Origin of the sequence: Cyclobacterium amurskyense (assembly GCF_001050135.1) — a bacterium.
GTDB lineage: Bacteria > Bacteroidota > Bacteroidia > Cytophagales > Cyclobacteriaceae > Cyclobacterium > Cyclobacterium amurskyense.
Genome location: NZ_CP012040.1, coordinates 4,967,473 through 4,989,203, shown reverse-complemented (window position 1 = coordinate 4,989,203; position 21,731 = coordinate 4,967,473). Strand labels below are relative to the sequence as shown.

9 protein-coding genes are annotated in these 21,731 nt (G+C 38.0%); 5 read left to right on the top strand and 4 right to left on the bottom strand.

All coding sequences use genetic code 11. The annotated features are described in order from the left end of the window. Positions 1–153 precede the first annotated feature (153 nt). Positions 154–8,271 carry a malectin domain-containing carbohydrate-binding protein gene (locus tag CA2015_RS25355; RefSeq protein WP_048643495.1) on the bottom strand — a complete coding sequence of 2,706 codons (8,118 nt, stop codon included), beginning with the start codon at positions 8,269–8,271 and terminating at the stop codon, positions 154–156. Between the two features lie 222 nt (positions 8,272–8,493). Between CA2015_RS25355 and CA2015_RS19955 the strand changes: the two genes are divergently transcribed. Beyond that, entirely contained in the window at positions 8,494–9,714 is a 1,221-nt protein-coding gene (locus tag CA2015_RS19955) for a multidrug effflux MFS transporter (protein WP_048643494.1), read from the top strand. 81 nt (positions 9,715–9,795) lie between these two features. Beyond that, entirely contained in the window at positions 9,796–11,415 is a 1,620-nt protein-coding gene (locus CA2015_RS19950) for an ABC-F family ATP-binding cassette domain-containing protein (protein ID WP_048643493.1), read from the top strand. 78 nt (positions 11,416–11,493) lie between these two features. On the opposite strand, the gene CA2015_RS19945 is transcribed toward CA2015_RS19950, so the two are convergent. From CA2015_RS19945 to CA2015_RS19935, 3 genes are all read right to left on the bottom strand, one after another. Then, positions 11,494–12,903, bottom strand: coding sequence for a Gfo/Idh/MocA family protein (locus CA2015_RS19945; RefSeq protein ID WP_048643492.1), 1,410 nt, complete (start codon positions 12,901–12,903; stop codon positions 11,494–11,496). 57 nt (positions 12,904–12,960) lie between these two features. Next, a complete protein-coding gene (locus CA2015_RS19940) occupies positions 12,961–14,067 on the bottom strand; it encodes an acyltransferase family protein (protein ID WP_048643491.1) in 1,107 nt (368 codons plus the stop codon). Positions 14,068–14,336: 269 nt separating this feature from the next. Beyond that, positions 14,337–15,431 (bottom strand): SGNH/GDSL hydrolase family protein, encoded by a 1,095-nt coding sequence (locus tag CA2015_RS19935; protein WP_048643490.1) that lies wholly within the window; start codon positions 15,429–15,431, stop codon positions 14,337–14,339. Positions 15,432–15,581: 150 nt separating this feature from the next. Here CA2015_RS19935 and CA2015_RS19930 point away from each other — a divergent pair, with 150 nt between their 5' ends. The 3 genes from CA2015_RS19930 (at position 15,582) to CA2015_RS19920 (ending at position 21,279) form a co-directional block, all read left to right on the top strand. Continuing rightward, a complete protein-coding gene (locus CA2015_RS19930) occupies positions 15,582–16,916 on the top strand; it encodes a sulfatase-like hydrolase/transferase (protein WP_048643489.1) in 1,335 nt (444 codons plus the stop codon). A 293-nt stretch (positions 16,917–17,209) separates the two neighbouring features. After that, positions 17,210–19,045, top strand: a complete 1,836-nt coding sequence (gene glmS, locus CA2015_RS19925) for a glutamine--fructose-6-phosphate transaminase (isomerizing) (RefSeq protein ID WP_048643488.1) — start codon at positions 17,210–17,212, stop codon at positions 19,043–19,045. A gap of 26 nt (positions 19,046–19,071) precedes the next feature. Beyond that, on the top strand, positions 19,072–21,279 hold the full coding sequence (locus tag CA2015_RS19920) for a DUF4954 family protein (RefSeq protein ID WP_048643487.1): 2,208 nt from the start codon (positions 19,072–19,074) through the stop codon (positions 21,277–21,279). The last annotated feature ends 452 nt before the right edge of the window (positions 21,280–21,731 follow it).

Here is a 21,731-nt window from a genome sequence, read left to right as displayed (position 1 = left end):
CGATTTCAGCATGTAATAGATTGTCTATTGCATATTTCGGGTTAAATCTCTGAATGGATGTACTGTGCATCCCATTAAAAAAAAAAGGTCTGGTGGGATACCAGACCTTTCAGGGGTAGTTGATTATTTTAAAAAGTGGATTGTAATTACATTTTAGCGATTAATGACTAACCTTAGATGGTCAATAACACCATCTCTTCCAAGTAGTCTCACCAAATAAACGCCTTGTTCAAGTTTACGCAAAGGAAGGGTATATTCACTACCATTACTGTTTCCAGCGTTGAAGTTCAATACCAGTCTACCATTCACATCGTAAACATTTATCCATTTCACAGAAACCTCACCAGGCAAGCTAATGATAGCTTCATATTTTGCTGGGTTAGGATAAATTGTCGCTTTGGATACCTTAGCTTTTGGCAATTCTTCATTTGAATCCTCATCGGCATCATCTGCCAATTCATCGTCTTCAAACATAACCCTTGAATTGGCTCCTTCACCACCATTATTTGGGTCCAGTCTTTCAAGAATGATTCCGGATACACTGGCATTATTGGCAGAGGCTATGAAACCTAGGTTCATTTCTCCATCTGTTACGACAATGTCTTCAAAAACCAATTCAGTAGGCTCATAATTGCTTTCAACATATAGATCGAAATCTTCATGTACCGTTACTCCTTCAATTAAGATATCAAAAACCCGTTGACCAGGTTGACCAGCAGGTCCACCATTGCCAAACCACAATTCATTGTGGAATGTCCTAACTCTATAGATACCATTGTCAACAGGGATATTGTAAGCCAAAGACTTTCCATACCTATCTGTCTGGTAAAGTTCAATAGCACTTGAAGAACTGTTTTTGTATGTTTTAGTACTATTGAATAAGGTTGGGAAGGCTTTGTCTCCCAAGAAGAGCTTACCCTGATAAGAAGTATTGACATCCGATCCGGCATTCAAATACATTGACCAAATCGGAGCTTCGTCCCAAATATTAATCTCTAAAGTATCCGCATCCATCATTGCAGCACTATCCATAACTGTTAAGATAACAGAATAAGTACCAGCAGTATCATACAAATGTGTAGGATTAATCAATGTGCTTGACTCACCGTCTCCAAAGTTCCAATTGTAGATCAAATCTCCTGAGCCCGTGGAAGCAGAGGCATCAAAAGCAATTTCAAATGGTGCGGCACCTTCTATATCCGAAGAGTTAATAATTGCAAATGGAGGCAAGGACACTGAAGTCAATGATTCGATCGTTAAACCTACTATAGTGGCATTGTTTTTTAATGCAACCAATCTGAGATTTAACTCACCATCTCTTACTTCAATGTTCTCAAAAATCAATTCAGTTGGGGCATTACTATATTCTGCAAATAGATCAAAATTATTTTTAACCACCTCACCTTCAATCATAATGGTGTACACTCGCTGACCTACTTCTGAAGCAGGACCAGACTTTCCAAACCACAATTCGTTGTGAAAGGTTTTTATCGTATAAACTCCATTTTCAACTGGTGCTGAAATAGTAACATTTTTGCCTGATCTTTCTGTTAAAAACAGTTCCGGATCTCCTGCTCCTAAATTGCTCCATATCGAAGAGTTTTCTATTGTAATACCGGAAGTGGCTTCCCCTTGGAAATCGGTGCCCATATAACTTGTCGTTAAGTTAGTACCCATATTTACACTTAGGCTATAGGTAGGCACAGGAATATAATCACCTACTATGATCTCTAGTTCGTCTGTATCCATGTATCCATTTTCATCCGTGACTTTAAGACTTACCAAATAAGTACCGTTTTCATTAAAGGTATATTCAGGTTGCATCTCTGTAGAGGTAGAATCGTTTTCGAAGTTCCATTCATAAGTCAATTCACCATCACCTGTAGAATTTCCACCATCAAATGTTACTGTTAATGGAGCTGGTCCATTAACCGTATTCGCTTCTGCTAAGGCTTCCGGATAAACAATTAAGTCATCTTGTGCTTTTATCGAAAAGCCAGATAAATTGGCATTGTTCACTATGGCTACTAATTGTATGTTCAAAGTGTCATCAGAAACGATGATGTTTTCATGGGTCAATTCAATAGGCTGATAGGCATTCTCGACAAATAAATCGAAGTTACTTCTTACAAGTTCACCTTCTATATAGATGTCATAGACCCTTTGATTTGGTCTTGCTTCTCTACCATCTCTACCAAACCATAATTCATTGTGATAGGTTTTTACAGTAAAGACACCATTTTCAACAGGCACTGAATAAGTGAAATTCTTTGCATAACGCTCTGTCAAATACAATGGAGGATTTCCTGCTGAACTACTGCTATAAGCATTAGAACTGGTAAAGGTTATTCCAGCATTGTTTTCTCCAATATAAGATTCTCCATTTTGCTCAACGGTAAACTGACTTCCTGCATTTACATTCAGTTCAAATTCTGATGGAGAAATAGCATTAATCGTCACTGAATCTGTAGCAGAATCTCCTCCCAAACTTGAGACAGTTAGTTTCACATTAAATTCACCTACTTCCTCAAAAAGATGGGTTGGGTTTTGTTCAGTCGAAGTATTGCCGTCTCCAAAATCCCAAGCAAATGTAAAGTCCTGAGGTCTGGAAATTTCATTGAAGAATTCCACTTCAACAGGCACTATTCCGCCAACAGTAGAGGTAGTAATATTAACAATAGGTATTGCCCCAATTTCGCCTTGATTAACTATCGAAATACCTGAAATTGTTGCATTGTTTACCTTTGCAATCAAACTTAAGTCCAAAACTCCATCGGTAACTTCTATATTTTCGAATATCAAAGCAATAGGTTGATTGTTGTTTTCAACAAACAAGTCAAAATTAGGTTTAACAATCTCATCTTCCAGAAGAATATCATACACTCGTTTACTAGGGCCGGCTGTACCCCCATTAGGCAATCCAAACCAAGTTTCTGTATGGTGGGTCGTTACTGTATAAACACCATTTGGAACTTCTATCTGATACGTAAGGTATCCTGCAAATCTCTCTGATTTGTACAATTCATTTCCAACAACGTTCCCATTTCTATAAACTGAGCCGCCATTGTGTATGGAGGTAAGACTTAAATCGCCCAAATAAGTATTTCCCTCTAATTCTACATTTGCACTAGAACCTGTATTGTAATAAAGAAATACTTCTTCAAAATTTCCATCAGCCTCTATTGGGATGGTAATCTCCTCATCATTTCTAAGGGTAATTACCAAATTGGCAGAACCAGTAAGTTCTTCTCCAACAAAATCCAATGTGAAATTATATGCATCTTCAGCTCTAAGGAGCACATTACTCACCAATTCCCCTGAGACGATTTCAAAATCTTCAGCATTTTCTCCAGTAAGTTCAACTGACCTTATCCAAACACCTGTTTTACCATTTGTAAGGCCAATACTTATGTCTTTAGGCTTACCTTTTTTGACAAGGATAGTTTCAGGAACTACCAATTCACTTTCTACCAGTGGAGTTGTATTCGGATCATCAAAACCGAAGTACTCCATGTTACCAATATTTCCTCCTCCTCTTCTAGGAGAACCGGCAACTACATACAAACCTTTTCCGGAAACTATACCTTGTGTACCATGACGTCCAATATTGAGGGTATCAAGTATTTTCCATTCCTGAGTCAATGGATCAAACATTTCTACATTAGGTAATGCTAGAGGATCTGTAGCAACTTCTCCTCCTGCTACAATCAACTTACCAAGATAGTTGTTCACTACCGCAGCAGCTCTAGGTGTAGGTAAATCCAAGCTATCAGGTAAAGTACTCCATGTTTGTGTAATGAAGTCATAAACATCAACTTCTGGCAATACCGGTGTAAAAGTACCCAATTCACCTCCAGATTGTCTACCAGAAACTGCATATAGTTTACTGCCAATTGTAGCTGCAAAGAAATGGTCTCTAGCCCTAGGTGCATTTTCCAAAACAGTCCACTCACCAGTTTCAGGATCATAGCTATCGAAATAATTAACATAACCGCCATCATGACCATCAGTATTTCCACCTATTACATAGAATTTACCTCTATATTCTACAAGGCCAGCTGATCCTCTTCTTCTATTTTCAGGAATTTCAGGTCCTTCTATCCATAATTCGTTCACTGGATCAAACATCCAAATATTTGATGCCGGAGTTTCATTTGGAAAGTCATTGTTCTCAAATGCACCAATCACCCAAATAAGTCCCTGATAATATACTGCCTGAAAATGGTTAAAGCTATAAGGATTAATTTCGGTCAAAGAACGCCACGAATCATTCTCTATATCATAAATATCAATTGTAGTTGAACTTTCTCTACCTCCCATAAGATAAAACTCATGACCGGCTTGTACAAAACTACCTTCATGCCGAGGGTGGTAGGAACGATTTTCATTTTTAAAGTGCCATTCCTGACTTGTCAATTCTGGACTAATGGTCCAATTGAAGTTAAAGGAGACAGCATCTGAATGAATTTCATCTTCATCATCAATAGTAACGGTAATTCTGTATGGGCTATTGGCCAATGCCCCTTCTTCAATGGTTCCATAGATGGTACCGTTCGTTGGTTCAAGAAAGATTCCTGGAGGTAATCCAGTAGCAGTGTAACTTAAATTTCCATTTCCTCCGGAAGCTTGCACATACATACTACCATCTGTTTCGTGACCAGCAAAATTAATCTGGTCCTCAACTTTAGTAAAGGTAATAGGGTTTTGAATTGGCTTACCCAGAATTTCTATCCCATTGAAAAGCGGATTTTCTTTTTGTTTTTGGAATATTATATTCAATTCACCATCAGTCACTGTGACTTGGTATTGCTCCATTCCTCCCACCTGATGTCCAAATCTCTCAATTAAGTCGATGGTTGTTTCAACCATATCACCTTCTATCTCAATTCCATAATAACGTTTACCTAGTGTAGAAGTACCTATATATCCATTACCCAAATATAAGTTTACTGCATATTGTCCATTTGGAAGCGGAATTTTGTATTCCATAGTGCCCTCTGTGGTATACCTTTCAGTACCAAAAAGCTGTACATATTCTTCATCCGAAATATATGATGGTATAGATGCATGTCTATTATCAGCTAAAAAGCTATTGGTGCCACTTTTTCCTAGTGTGGCTTCAAAAACATCAGAATTTGCGGGTCCATTAACATAATTGGGTAACCAAGAGGGTGTGCCATCGTTGGTACTTATTTCAGTTCCTCCTCCATTTATCCTAAGTAAAATAGTGAAATCTTGTTCTACAGTTACTTCAAAAGTTTGATCAACAAAGTATCCATTTGAATCTGTTGCCCTTATGGTAATGTTTGAAACAACCTCATCATTCGGTATGTTTATTGTTAATTCATGATTGACAATAGATGCTCCAATAACTGAATTTGTATTTTCAGCAACGGTAAAAGTTAGATTATTTTCCCCATCATTGTCACCAAAATATTCTTCTAAATCAATGGTCACGTCATCATCTCCAAGCAACTTACTGATATCTTTCAGGCTACGAATAGTGTATGGTTTTTCTCCGATTACACTAATGAAATTCCAAACGCCAATAAAGCTTTTTAACGAATCATTTGATGTGCCATAAATACCTACCGCCAATGGCTCACTCATATCCTGAATGGAAGTAAGCACTGATCCCGAAGCCTGAATTGTACCAAGTGGAACCAAAGCTTGATTACTGTATTTATAGAATGGTTTTACTGTACCATTTACTGGATCTACATCAAATGACAATTCTATTAAAGTATTTGATCCTGGTCTCTCATTTACAGGAATAGGTAAAAACAAAGGATTGGGATCTTCTACATCATTAATTTCCTGAGCTGCAAGTATTCCATCAGCAGTAAATACAAGTTTGATAAAATTACTCTGAGTACCATCCCCTATTTGAATACCTACTTCTCCATCTCCATCAAAATCGTACAATTGGCCTGGTGACGACAAACCTATGATTCCTGAGGTAATCACATAGTTCCCTACCTCAGTGCCCACATTTACGCCCAGTTGAAACCCTTTCTCTTGAGTATTGGTTAGCCCATTGGCTGTTCCTCCAGTCATGGAGACCTGAATAGCACCAGCCGTTCCACCATAAATATCAGGGGGACCTGGACTATCATTCCCTTTATCCAGCCATTCTAGCCAGTTAGGGTTTAAACTTCCATTGTTCATAAGCCCAGTTAATCCCAAGCCTAAATAACCAAATTCATCTCCAGAAGCATCTGACTGATTGGTGAACAATTGGTTTTCTAAAGGAAGATCACTAGGATAACCTACTTGAAAAGGATCCAATTGGTCTAATATTCCATCTCCATCATCATCCTCATCATTTAAATTAGATATTAAATCCTTGTCATAATCATCAGGAGCTGAACCACCAGAGCAATAGTCTGTACCATTGTCAATTTCATCCTGATTAGAATACCCATCATGATCATAGTCTGCCAACGGATCAAACTCAGGGTCATCCTCAGCTATACAAAAAATATCATCAGCAGGAGTTAGAATCATAATCCTATTGTCGAAAGTAGCTGCCCAAATCGTTCCGGGAAATGTAGAAGTATCTCCATTTGTGGTGATTCCTAATGCATTTCCACCATTTAGGTTCCATTTATTGAACTCAGCTTCTTTTAAAGTACCATCCTCATTAAGGTGGATCAAATGTAAAATACCTCCATTTTTACCAACAATCAAAGAGCCTTTTATCGCCCCTTCAAAATTACTCGCTGTATATTCAGCTATACCATTTGAATTGTTCGGTACTACTGTAATAATATCAGGTTGAGGTCCATTGGAATTGGTTAATGTAGGAGAAATAAAATCTGCCTCTGCCGGATTAGCTACACTGTAAGGAACAGGAGGCCAGTTTACTGGCAAGCTATTGGCTGCATATTCCTCAAAACCAGGATCTCCAGGTGCAATTGGTTCTAATATTTCTGTTCTAAACTTATCTGATGGTGTAACCATCGGGGTAATATGAGTAAAATCCTTATCATCCCCGACAAACTTAGTGTATAAGCCAGCTCCTCCCGGAGAATAAGGAAAAGGGCTACCAAGTTGATATGGTTGCCCTGGATTCGCTCTTATAGGTGTAGGATGACCTCCATAATAAGTACCAGGAGTATAATTCTCTAAATCTGCAGAAATCATTATAAGATGATCCTGATTATCTACAAATTCTCCTGTAGTTGTAGGATTTAATGGACTGGCCCCAGGTTCTAGTGGATCATATGCATTGGTAACTAATGTAGCATCTCCTTCAAACTGAGGCATTCCACCCCAGTTAATGTTGGCACCATTGTCTGTTAAATAAAGTCTGTTATTTTCAGTAACCACCAAATCATAAGTATTCCTATAGCCCGGTGAAAAAATCTTCACAGGGCCATCTAAGGTTACCATTCCCATATTCAATCCATCATTGCCCCCAAATGGGTCATTGACATCTACTCCGTCATACCCGGGATCATTCGGATCATAAATACCATTTACATTAGGTCTTGTGGGATCATCCAATGTTGGAACATCGTATTTATAAGCCCTTCCTGAATGGGCATCTATTTTTGTAGGAAGTGCTTCTAATGCGTCCAGGTCAATCTGTAACACAGCTGCAGCAAGCGCATATTCGGATATATAAGTGAAATTCTTGGAAGGTGAACCAGCATTGGTAAAACCTCCATTACTTATTAACAAGTAAGGTTTCCCTCCTATAGTTGTATACTCTATACCATTAATAGCATGATTTTCTTCCGATCTGGCAAGCCCTCTAACCAAATCTACGACTTCCCACTCGGTACCGGTCCAGGTCAACCTTGTGATCATACTGGAATTGGTATCCAACATGGTATCACCACTCGGCCCACCCCATTTAGGATCACTTGAAGTGGCATAAATAACAGGATTTTCGGCTGTACCCGTTACGGTAATGCCCGTTATTTGCCGACCATATCGATTGTCATAAGCCAAATATCCATGATCATCGTAATTAGGTATTTGCTTAACACCTAATAAGACTTCCTCCCCAACAACATCATATTGGTTAGGTCCTTCCTTGGAAATCGTATAAATTTTAATTTCTCCCTTGAGCTGTGACACGTAAAGTCGCTCATCAGGACCAAATTCCAACGATGTACCTAATTTGATTTCCTCGAACTCATTAAAATTTAGTGCTGTCTGATTAAAACTTACCGTCTGGCCTTGCAATGGCCCTGAACTCCCCAATCCAATCAATATAATGGAAAAAAACAATTTGACCGGAATAATTACCCGCTTTTTCATCGTAATTGAAATTAAATATGCTAAAACTGTTTAATAAGAAAAATATAAAAATTTTCAACTGTTTATCTACTACAATATTAAGGGATTTAACAGTAAAAGTCAAGTCTAAAAAGCATTTTAATCGTTTTAAAATACATTTTTATTGATTCATTTGTTATCTGGCATTGGAATTATACAAAGAAGGTAAAATAAGTTTATTAATGGTTACTTTTGTACATTGATATGAAGGAACAAAAAAGCTATTTCATTCTCGTTTTGATTTTAGGTGCCTTAAGCACCATAAGTCCTTTTTCTGTGGACATGTATCTTCCTGCATTTCCGGCAATAGCAGATAGCCTTTCCACTAGTATATCCAATGTTCAATTGTCTTTGACCAGTTATTTAATTGGTATTGCCATCGGTCAATTGTTTTATGGACCCTTACTAGATAAGTTTGGCAGAAAAAAACCCTTATATATAGGTTTGTGGATATATGTGGTAACCTCAGTAGGGTGTTCTTTTACATCTTCCGTTGAATCTCTTATTCTAATGAGATTCATGCAAGCTGTAGGGGGCTGCGTGGGAATGGTAGCTGCTCAAGCTTTAGTCAGAGACATTTTTCCAGTAAACAAAATTGCCCAAGCATTTGCCCTGCTTACCTTGGTGATTGCAGTTTCCCCAATGATAGCCCCCACTTTAGGGGGGTATATTACAGCTCATTTTCATTGGCATTGGCTTTTTATTATTTTGTCAATTATATGTACGCTGATTATTTTTGCTTGCAAATGGCAGCTTCCGGATGGTGCAGATCCTGACCCTAGTGTATCTCTAAGGCCAAAAGCCGTAACCAAAAAGTACTTAGAAGTATTACATAACAAACAATACTTAACCTTCATTCTCGTTGGTGGGATTGCAGGAGCAGCCCCCTTTGCCTATATAGCAGGGTCTTCGGATGTATTCATTAATATTTACGGACTTACAGTCACTGAATATGGATGGCTATTTGCTTTCCTGTCGATTGCCATGATCGGGGCTACTCAACTGAACCATGTTCTGCTCAATCATTTTAGCAATAGAACAATTGTGATTACTGCATTGTGTTATCAATTGGTGATTGGTTTTATTATGATCCTGGGAGTTTGGACAAATTCCTTCAATGTTTATTTCCTAATAGGCATGATGTTTATATTTTTAACAGGCCATGGATTAAGTGTACCCAATTCCACAGCCATCTCCTTGGCCCCATTTAGCAAAGATGCGGGAAGTGCTGCAGCCATGATGGGGTTTATGCGCATGGCAATTGGAGGCATTGTTTCTGCTTTGGTAAGCGTATTTCATAATGGCACGGCTATACCTATGGTATTTTTAATGGCATCTTGTATTTTAATTGCAGGACTTGTACTGCTCTATTATTATTATTCTACTGGAGAACTAAAGCGTTTTAGAAATATAAAGCAAGACTGATTGGCAAATTCCTATATTATAGGGGATACTGGAATAATTTTTTAACTTTGCACTTTATTAATAAAACAGTAGGTATACAGAATGATTTCAGTAGATAATTTATCCCTCAAATTCGGCAAGAGAACCCTGTTCGAAGACGTTAATTTAAAGTTTACTCCCGGAAACTGTTTTGGCGTAATCGGAGCCAACGGAGCCGGTAAGTCAACTTTTTTAAAGATTCTTACAGGTGAAATGGATAGTACTACGGGAAATGTGAACATCACACCCGGCCAAAGAATGGCAGTATTGTCACAGGATCACTTCGCCTTTCAGGATGAAGAGGTTCTACGGACCGTTATTATAGGTCATAAAAAACTTTTTGAAATAATGACGGAGAAGGATGCCATCTACATGAAGGAGGACTTTAGCGAAGAGGATGGCCTAAGAGCTGCTGAACTAGAGGCTGAGTTCGCTGAAATGGATGGTTGGAATGCTGAAAGTGATGCTGCTGCATTATTGTCCGGACTTGGTGTTTCAGAAAACCTTCATAACAAGTTGATGAAAGACCTATCTGGGGACCAAAAGGTAAGGGTGCTCCTAGCTCAGGCTTTATTTGGTAATCCTGATATTCTCGTTCTTGATGAACCTACCAATGATCTGGATGCAGAAACCATAGGCTGGCTTGAGGACTTTTTAATTAACTTTAAAAACCTTGTTATAGTAGTTTCTCACGATAGGCATTTCCTAGATGTAGTTGCTACACATATAGTAGATATCGATTTTGGTAAAATCAACATCTACTCCGGTAACTATACATTCTGGTATGAATCTTCTCAATTAGCGGCCAAACAAAAATCAGATCAAAACAAAAAAGCTGAAGACAAACGAAAAGAACTTCAATCTTTTATAGAGCGTTTTTCTGCCAACGTTGCTAAGTCCAAACAGGCCACAGCAAGAAAGAAAATGTTGGAAAAATTGAATGTAGATGAAATCCAGCCTTCGACAAGAAAATATCCTGGTATTATTTTCAAGCCTGAACGTGAAGCTGGAGATCAAATCTTGCTAACGGAAGAGCTTGAACTTAAAAATGACAGCTCTACCTACTTTACCGATGTTAATTTAATGGTAGATAAAGGAGATAAAATAGCCTTTCTTTCCAAAACCAAACAAGCGGTTACAAAATTTTTCCAGACTATAATGGGAGAATCTCCTGTTCAGTCTGGAAGTTTTAAATGGGGAGTAACTATCAATAAGGCTTATATGCCGAATGATAATTCTCCTTTCTTTGACTCTGATTTGAAATTGATTGATTGGCTTAGCCAATATTCAGAGAACCAGGAGGAAGCCTATGTTCGAACATTTTTAGGAAGAATGTTATTTACTGGTGAAGAATCCTTTAAGAAAGCTTCTGTTCTTTCTGGGGGTGAAAAAGTAAGGTGCATGCTTTCACGTATGATGCTTCAAAATCCAAACTTGTTGGTTTTGGATGAACCTACCAATCACCTCGATTTGGAATCTATCCACGCTCTTAACAATGCCATGATAGATTTCAACGGGACAGTATTGTTTTCTTCCTATGATCATGCTTTTGTTCAATCAGTAGCCAATAGGATAATCGAATTTACTCCATCAGGCACAATTGATAGAAGAATGGATTATGAATCTTACCTTGAAAGTGAGGAGATCAAAGCTCTTAGGGAAAAAATGTACAAGACTTCTTGAGTGTAAATTCTAAGTCAGAAAAATAAATAAAAAAAGCTGTGGAGATAAATTCCACAGCTTTTTTAATTGTTCTAATTGTTATACATGTACACCTGTAGTTCCACCACCTTCTAAGGTAAGGTTTACAGGAGCATTGGTTTTCCAAGAACCTCCAGTAAAGTCAGGCACATCTATAGAATTGGATCTATTGGCCACAGACCACTCACTTAACGGAGCGATAGCACTCCAAAGTGCTCCATCATAAACATCCTGGTCATAAGGAAGTCCATTTCTTAGGCAATCGATCATTCGCCAGTCCATCATAAAGTCCATTCCACCATGGCCACCAATCTGCTTGGCCATCTCTCCTACTTTTTTGACTATTTCAGGAGTATAACGCTCTTCAAGGGCTTTCATTTCATCAGCTTTAAACCATCCCTCATGTCCAGTAGAAATTCCTGGAACAGGATATTTGCTTGCAGCACCCTTCGTTCCGCTTAATAAATGAATTCTTGAGTAAGGACGGGGAGAACTTACATCATGCTGAACCATTATTGATTTCCCCTTTTTCGTTTTTATAATAGTGGTATTCATATTACCCCTAAAATTCTTAGTAGCAAAAGAAGAATAAAAACTATCTGTTTCTGCCAATTTCTGAGCATTTGCTTTCATAAGGAAATCATTGCTAGAAAGTGAGGTTAAATAATCCATTTGGTCTCCCCTATTGATGTCCATGGCCTGACAAACAGGTCCTAAACCATGAGTTGGATAAAGACTACCATTTCTAAAGTTCTCTTTCAAACGCCACATGTCTTGGTAACCTTCCTTCTGAAAGTTCAATCCCAACAAGTCGTGAATATAAGCTCCTTCACCATGGAATACATCACCAAAGAATCCGTCTCTAGCCATATTGAGCGTCATCAACTCAAAGAAATCATAACAACAGTTTTCCATCATCATGCAATGTTTCTTAGTGCGTTCAGATGTCTCTACCAATTGCCAGCATTCTTCTACCGTAACAGCAATAGGTACCTCACTACAAGCATGTTTACCAGCTTCCATGGCATAAACAGCCATAGGGGTATGCCATTCCCATGGAGTTACTATATATATTAAATCAAGGTCGTCCCTATCAACCATTTTCTTCCAGGCATAAGCAGAACCACTGTAAGTTTCAGGTTTATGTTTGGTGCCTTCCAAAGATTTCATCACTTTGTCTACCATTTCTGGCCTTAAGTCACAAAGTGCTTTAATCTCAACACCTTCAATTTTACTAAGTCTGTTAACTGCTCCAGGCCCTCTATTTCCTAAGCCTACTACTCCCACTCTTACTACGTCCAATTTAGGTGCAGCATAGCCAGACATGTTAAATCTCTGGGTATGTTGTTTCTTGCTCTGAGCAAGCACCTGCTCTTGTTCTTCTAGTGACAATCCTTTAAAACCAGTTCCCACTACTCCTAATCCGGCAAGGCCGGAGAGTTTCAAAAACTCTCTCCTTTTATTACTCATAAGTACATTTATTAGTTAGTTGATTCTTTAAATTTATATATATATTCAAAATCTTCATCAGATTTTGAAAAACACTTTCTTTTTATACAAAAAATAACACAAATACCACATTATAGCCAAGGTGAAAACCCCATTTAGCAATGCAAGTAAATTTTCAGGAAAACCTAACGGTTCTAAAAACCCATAGTTGAAAACATGAACCACTTTAGCCAACCATCCGTGTCCAAGTAAATTCGCAAACAAATAAATAAAAATAGAATTCATGCCCACTACCGTAAACATAAAGGGCCATTGATTAACCTTCTTTACATCAATAAACCAGAAAAAGAAGGCCAGGACAAGGATGGCCCATCCACCTGATGCAAGAATAAAGGAACTAGTACAAATTCTTTTAATGATTGGGGTAATGCCTGACCAATCTAGTCCATAACCCAAAACCAACCCCGATAGACCAGCTATCAACAAATATTTTATTTTTAGGTCACTGGGTCTTTGGCTTAGTAAGAATTTCCCACACATGGCTCCCCAAAGCGTATGTACTGTTGTAGGTATGCAATTGATGGCTACCCATCCGCCACTACTTAATTTACCCATTAGAATCAAATCAACATACGAACCAAAATTCTCACCCTTAACAAAAGGAGCGGCAGGCTCATAAAGTCTATACATCAATTCGGTTAATAGCAACAAACCAATGGAAATAGCAAGTTGGGTTTTAAGTGGTTTATTGATTATAAAATAGGTCACTAAAATGGTAAAGGACAATTGAGTAAGCACATTCCATAACTCAAAAACCAGCTCTCCGGCATTTATACAATACAGTCCTGTACCAAACAGAAAAAGAAGCAAGCACCTTTTGAGGATGTGGCGCGTAACTTTCCCTTTATCTCCCTGTTTAGCCAATCTTTTATTCAAAGAAAATGGCATAGCAACACCAACAATAAACATAAAGAAAGGCTGAATAAGATCCCAAAATCTTAATCCATTCCAAGGATGGTGGGTAAATTGGGTAAAAAACATATGCCCAACTGAACCTTCTGAAAACATCCCCTCAAAAGCCCCATAAATTCTCGCTGACTCGCCGATTAGCAAAAACATAGTAATGCCTCTGTAGGCATCCAAAGAAACTAATCTATTGTCATTGGCTTTCTGAATACTGGTCATTTACTGTTAGGGAAAGAGATAGTGGTTATTAATCATGTTATGTGATATTTCAAATATAACTTTTCATGTTTCAGGTTCAAATAGAACTTCCTATAAATTATATGACTGGTTAGTCATGAATGCTTAAATTTTTCGCTTTACCTACTAAATTCACAAAAATTACTTACTGAATATTAGATAAAAATTAAATTTAGCTTTTATATTGGTTCAGAAATAAGCCAAACCTAACAATTATTTTCATTCTCAAATAAACCCTTAAAACGCAAGATCTAGTCAAGAATTTCTTTTACAATTGAATAATATCCTTTGGCATGCTGATCCATACCCAGATCAGTTGGATGAGTTCCATCTACCGTTCCTTCCATGGTAAGCCCAATTTCTTCCTTTTCCAAGTAATAAAGTTCTTCCACTCCTTCCGCTATCAACATTTGGTAAGCTTCTTTTGATAAATTATTTCTGCCCTGATAGGCATTTTTTCTATCCATATTTACCAATTCATCCGTATAACCCGCATGTTCGACCATTAGGATAGGTGTATCGGGTCTTTCTGCTTTCAATTTCCGAACCGAATCCATCATCCTCTTGGTAACTTCCTCCTCAGAAAAGGTATCCCTAACCAAATTTGGTAAGCAATCCAGCACATATAAGCTACTATTTATTGTAGCCATATAATCAATAAGTGGCTCTTCTAACAATCCATTTCCTGAAAATCCAAGATTAATCATCGGCTTATTAATCATTCTTTCTAAGATGGCAGTCCATGCCATCCCAGGCCTGGAAGCACATCCTCCTTGGGCAATAGAAGTACCATAAACGACTACCGGCATCTCATTATTTGAAGGAGAAATAAAACTGAAATCAGCATCATTATCTACTCCAATTTCAAGGAAGGTAACTTCATTGTACAAAGGCAGGTAGAGATCAAAATCTTTGGCTGTTGCTATACCTGCTTTAAGTGGGAAGATATATTGGATCGTATCACCAAAGGAATAGCTTCCACGAACCCAAATCCATTCAGGACTATCTCTGATATAAAGGTCTAGTCCACTTACTCCTGTGGCAGGCATATGGGGCATTGCTTGACGTCCTGAGACCACATACCTAACCTTAATTTCCTGGGCATTTGTATTAAATTTCAACTTTACCCCTGCAGCATGTCTTGACAAACCCCATACAGCTTTTCTAACTTTATTTTCAGCATCATCGGGAAGTCTGTGATAATCCAAACCTGTCCAACCCTGTCCATGAATTAGGTTTTTATTTGGGGATTTCAAAGGGTTATTCCAACTTAAGTCTTCCTGAGCCAATACCAATGAAAACTGGCAAAACAATAAGGACAATGCCAAAAACAATCTTAGATTCATCTTGATAAAATTAGTGAAATTATTTTTTAGGAAAGTTTAAGCAACTAATTTAGAAAAATTAAGAAGATTAAAACCTAAATAACACAATTAACTGTGAACCGAATAATTTATTTCTGCCTTATTTTAGGGATTCTCCTAAGCAAGGCAACGATGGCCCAGAAAGGTCCATCCTCCAAAAAACCAAACGTAATCGTCATACTTACAGACGATCAAGGTTATAAAGATCTGGGAAGTTTTGGGGCTACTGACTTAAAGACCCCTAATATTGATAGACTGGCTACAGAAGGGGTTAAATTCACCCAATTTTATGCTGCAGCACCTGTATGCTCACCTTCAAGGGCCGCATTAATGACTGGCAAGTATAATTTTAATGCTGGACTTTTTGGCAACGTTTCTCCTCCTCATTCAGATCCAGAGGGTAAATCTGGTTTACCAACGGAGGAAGTTACCATGGCTGAAATGTTCAAATCCAACGGCTACAGAACTGGTTTAATAGGCAAGTGGCATCTTGGACATACTCCTGAAAAATTACCCAATGGGCAAGGATTTGATTATTTCTTTGGTCACCAGAGAGGTTGTATAGATAATTTTTCCCACTTTTTTTACTGGCATGGCCCAAACCTTCATGACCTATATCGAAATGAAACAGAAATATACAGGCCTGGTGAATTTTTCGGAGACCTTATGGTACAGGAAATGAAACAGTTTGTAAGTGAAAAGTCAGACCAACCATTTTTCACTTATTGGGCCATCAATATGCCTCACTACCCCTATCAGGGCGACCCAAAATGGCTGGATTATTATGCTGAACTTGAAAGTCCAAGAAAGGAATATGCTGCATTTGTATCCACTATTGATGAAATGGTTGGGGAAATTTATCACCACTTAAAAGCAATCGGTGAGTTAGACAATACAATAATTGTTTACCAATCAGACCATGGCTTTAGCGTAGAAGAGCGGGCATTTTTTGGTGGTGGTGATGCTGGAGCTTTAAATGGTGCAAAATTCAGTATGCTGGAAGGGGGAATAAGGGTTCCTGCCATTATTCGATTCCCTTCTCGACTGCCAGTAAATGAATCAAGACATCACTGGGCAAATAGCATAGACTGGATGCCAACACTTGCTGAATTGACGGATATTAAAATACCTTCTAGTCAAAAGATAGATGGAAAAAGCCTGCTTCCTTTAATTTTAGATTCAAAAGTAGCTACTCCACACGAAACCATGTTTTGGGGCACTGGATTTCCAGACAATAAAAATCATGCCTGGGCGGTTCGAAAAGGCCCCTGGAAACTATTAGGAAACCCATATGACCCTACAGGTAAACTGACCTTCACTGAGGCAGACAAACTATACCTGACCAATATGGAAATGGATTCTACAGAGGTGAAAAATCTTGCCGATCAATACCCTGATAGAGTTAAAGAGTTGAACGAACTCTATCAAAATTGGATTAATGAAATAAAAATGAAAGAAAATAGGTAATTTTTATACAATATTTTCAATAAATTGTTTTAATACTTAAGTAACATTCATTAAAGTAAGCAGAATATTCTCGAAAGATTTTCAAAATTACTTTTCTCTTTAACAGAACATTTATAAAATTTTATTTAAACTTTTATAAATTATTAAAAAGACAGGAAAACTTTTCCTGTCTTTTTAATTTTCTATACGATTCCCAGCAAAATTCGATATTGTAATTCATCATTTTTATTCATTAATTTTCGGGAAAATATTTCTTTAACAATTTTTACAAAACATTATTCCGATATTTTATTATGTGTGGTATAGTTGCATACATTGGATCCAGAGAAGCATATCCAATAATTTTAAAAGGCCTTCAGCGCTTAGAATACAGAGGTTATGACAGTGCAGGCGTAGCCCTCTTAGACAAAGAATTGGCTGTTTTTAAAAAGATGGGCAAAGTAGCTGAGTTAGAATCCTCCTTAGTTGGGAAAAACCTGCATGCTCAATCCGGGATTGGCCATACCAGGTGGGCAACTCATGGAGAGCCTTCTGACAGAAATGCTCATCCTCATCGCTCTAAATCAGGTAAACTAGCAATGGTCCATAATGGCATCATTGAAAATTATGCTCCAATAAAAAAGGAGCTACTACAAAAAGGCTATGCTTTCGAAAGTGACACTGACACTGAAGTATTGCTTCATTTTATAGATGACATTTACCAAAATGATGCAGAAAACCTTGAGGAAGCAGTCAGAATAGCTCTTAAAAGAATTGTTGGTGCTTATGTCATTATTTTATTGGATCAGGATCAACCTGATACATTAATAGCTGCACGAAAAGGCAGTCCACTCGTCATCGGCATTGGGAAGAATGAACACTTTTTAGCTTCTGATGCCTCTCCTATCATTGAATATACCAAAGAAGTGGTATACATCAACGATTATGAAATGGCTATTGTTAAGCCTGATGAATTGATCCTCAAGAACCCTGGTAATGAGAGAATAACTCCTTTTATCACCAAGCTTGACATGGAGTTGGCAGCCATAGAAAAAGGTGGCTATGAGCATTTTATGCTTAAAGAAATTTTTGAACAACCTACAGCCGTTTTTGATTGCCTTAGAGGAAGACTTGATGCTAAAAAAGGAACCATCACAATGGGAGGCATTGACCAGCACCTTGATTTGCTTAAGGAGGCCAAACGAATTATTATAGTAGGTTGTGGTACCTCTTGGCATGCGGGATTATTGGCCGAATATGTTTTAGAAGAATTATGCCGAATACCTGTAGAAGTAGAGTATGCCTCGGAATTCAGGTATCGCAACCCAGTAATAAATAAAGGAGATGTGATCATAGCTGTATCTCAAAGTGGCGAAACAGCAGATACCCTTGTCGCACTTGAAAATGCCAAAAACCAAGGAGCCTTTATCTTTGGAGTAGTCAACGTGGTTGGATCAAGTATTGCCAGGTTATCCCAAGCTGGAGCATATACCCATGCAGGGCCAGAAATAGGTGTTGCCTCAACCAAAGCATTTACTGCCCAGCTTACTGTCTTGTACATGATAGCCATTAAACTAGGCTATGCTAAGGGAACTTTGACCAAGGACAGGTACCAACATTATATTAATGAATTGTCCCTGGTTCCAGACAAAATCCTGGATGTTTTAAATTCTGCAGGTTCCATTGAAAAATTAGCAGGGAAATACCAACATGCAAGAGATTTCCTATTCTTGGGTAGAGGCTATAATTTCCCAATCGCATTGGAGGGAGCCCTTAAATTAAAGGAAATCAGTTATATCCATGCAGAAGGTTATCCTGCTGCTGAAATGAAGCATGGTCCCATCGCCCTAGTGGAAGAAACCCTTCCAGTAGTATTTGTGGCAACACGCGATCTTTACCATGAAAAGCTGGTAAGTAATGCCAGAGAAATCAAAGCACGAAAAGGAATGGTACTGGCTGTGGTCACCGAGAATGACACTGTATTTGAAGAAATTGCGGATGACATCATTGCTGTTCCAGCTGCAGATGAACTAATCGCACCACTTATAAGTGTGGTTCCCCTACAGTTGTTAGCTTATTATACCGGTCTTGCAAAAGGACTTGATGTAGACAAGCCAAGGAATTTAGCGAAATCCGTAACTGTAGAATAGATTATTTTTTAAACACTTAAAAAATTATGAATAAAATATCCCGCCACCCTCTATCAACTTTGGGTTATAAGTTTATTGATCCAAAATACCTACCGGAAGGGGCAGATGAATATTACCTTCGAAACAAGCAGAATAGGACAAAAACTGTATTTCGAAATTTGAATGCAAGTGAAATAGAACAACTCGTCCGGAACCAAAATCAGGCGGATGACTGGAATAAAATATTTGTTTCAGATGCTTTCAATCCGGAATTGGTTAAGAATTGTAAATTTTTTGGCTTGGTGAGAATCGGTAAATTGGAGCCCTTTTTTCTGGAATACCATAACCTAAGAATGCCCGTTGGGCTTTATAACAGTCATATTATTAGTTGTGATATTGGAGACAATGTAATCATTGATAATGTTAATTACCTTTCTCATTATATTATAGGTGATGAGGTAGTTTTGGTAAATATCAATGAAATGTCAACCACAAGCCATGCAAAATTTGGCAATGGCATTGTCAAAGAAGGGGAATCGGAAGAGGTTAGAATCTGGCTTGAACTGTGTAATGAAAATGGAGGCCGAAAGGTAGCTCCATTTAGCGGGATGCTTCCAGGTGATGCTTGGATGTGGTCAAGACATAGAACAGACACCCTTTTTCAATCTAAATTACTGGAATTTACTCAAAATGAATTTGATGTCAAACGAGGGTATTATGGTAAAGTGGGAAATCGCTGTATCATAAAAAATACCCTGATCATCAAAGATGTTTGGTTTGGTTCTGATGCTTATATCAAAGGGGCAAATAAACTGAAAAATTTAACGATACACTCTACGGCTAATGCCAGCACCCAAATCGGTGAAAGCTGTGAATTGGTTAATGGAATTGTAAGTGAGGGATGCACTATATTTTATGGGGTAAAGGCAGTGAGGTTTTTGATGGCTGCTCAATCCCAATTAAAGTACGGAGCACGTTTGATCAATAGTTATTTGGGTTCTAATGCAACCATTTCATGTTGCGAAGTATTGAACTCCTTGATTTTCCCCTCTCATGAGCAGCACCACAACAATTCCTTCTTATGCGCTGCATTGATCCAAGGTCAAAGCAATATGGCCGCTGGAGCCACAGTGGGATCTAATCACAACTCTAGAGGAGCTGATGGTGAAATCATAGCAGGAAGAGGTTTCTGGCCTGGCTTGTGTGTCAGTCTCAAACACAATTCACGTCTGGCTACATTTACCATTGTAGCCAAAGGAGATTATCCAGCTGAGTTGGATATACCTTTGCCATTTTCATTAATAAGCAATGATGTGACCCATGATGAACTCGTTGTCATGCCTGCTTATTGGTTTCAATACAATATGTATGCTTTATCCAGAAATGCATGGAAATACAAAGCCAGGGATAAAAGGATTGAGAAATTTCAAAGGTTGGAATTTGATTTTCTAGCACCAGACAGTATGGTGGAAGTTTTACAGTCCATCCCCTTAATGGAAGAGTTATGTGGAAGGGCATATTTCAACAAATACCCAACGGAGCAAGAACAGTCCATACAGTCAATTAAACAAAAAGGAAAAGAATTGCTTTCTTCTAAAGCCCCTGTAGTTCGGGAGTTAGATGTCTTCGCCTCGGGCTGGGAAAACAGCAAAAGAAAAATAAGAGTAATAAAGATTATTGAGGCCTATACTCAGTTCAAGCAGCTCATTCAATACTATCCAGTTTATTGCCTTACAGAATACTATTCTCAGGCCGACTTGAAAGATGAAAAATTCTTACAAGACATAACACAAAATTTACCCGCTCCTGATAAGTGGATTAATTTAGGTGGTCAATTGGTTCCGAAACAAAGTATGGATCAATTGATTGCTGATGTAAAAGAAGGGGTAATTAACAGTTGGAAAGAGCTTCATGACCGTTACAAAGTATTTGGTAATGCTTATGAAGAAGCCAAAACAAAACATGCTTTTGCCATTGCTTTTTCTGATAATGGAATAAACCCTGTAGAATTCAATATGGTCCAATTCCAACAAATGCTGGAGGATTCAAAAATTTTTAGGCAAAGTATGTCAGAAAACATTTACACTAGCAGAAAAAAGGACTATGACAACCCATTTAGGAACATGGTTTATGCGGATGAAAAAGAAAGAGATGCTGTTTTGGGCGCTTTAGAAGACAATGGATTTATCCAAACTGAGAAAAAAGAAACTGAAACTTTTATTCAGCAAATTGATCAATTATTGATGGACTTGTAAAAATTCAACCTTGGTTCATCTAAGGTGTACCTAGCTTATTCTCATTAATCACTATAGTCATTGAACCCGAAATATGCAATAGATAATCTATTACGTGCTGAAATCGCTTTAAAATCAGCTACTTCGTTGCTGTTTTCAATTTCACCATAGCGGTGCTATGCTAAAATCTCTAAACAGCCTGATTGTCTTGCGATTGCAACACTTCCCGTAAACACGGGAAAGGCTATTACCCCTGACAATTGTCAGGACGGAGAAATTTTATTACATAATCCGGGTTAAAGAAAAATCACCATCACCACTAAACTGGTGATGGTGATTTTTTCTTTACCATGGTTAAAACCCACTGCTATTGTCCTAATCCTTGTACCTAAAAGCAAAACATGCTAGGAGATATAAAGACTCCCTAACACCAAAGGGAAGCGCTGGTTTTACAAGAAAATCATGCCGTTTAC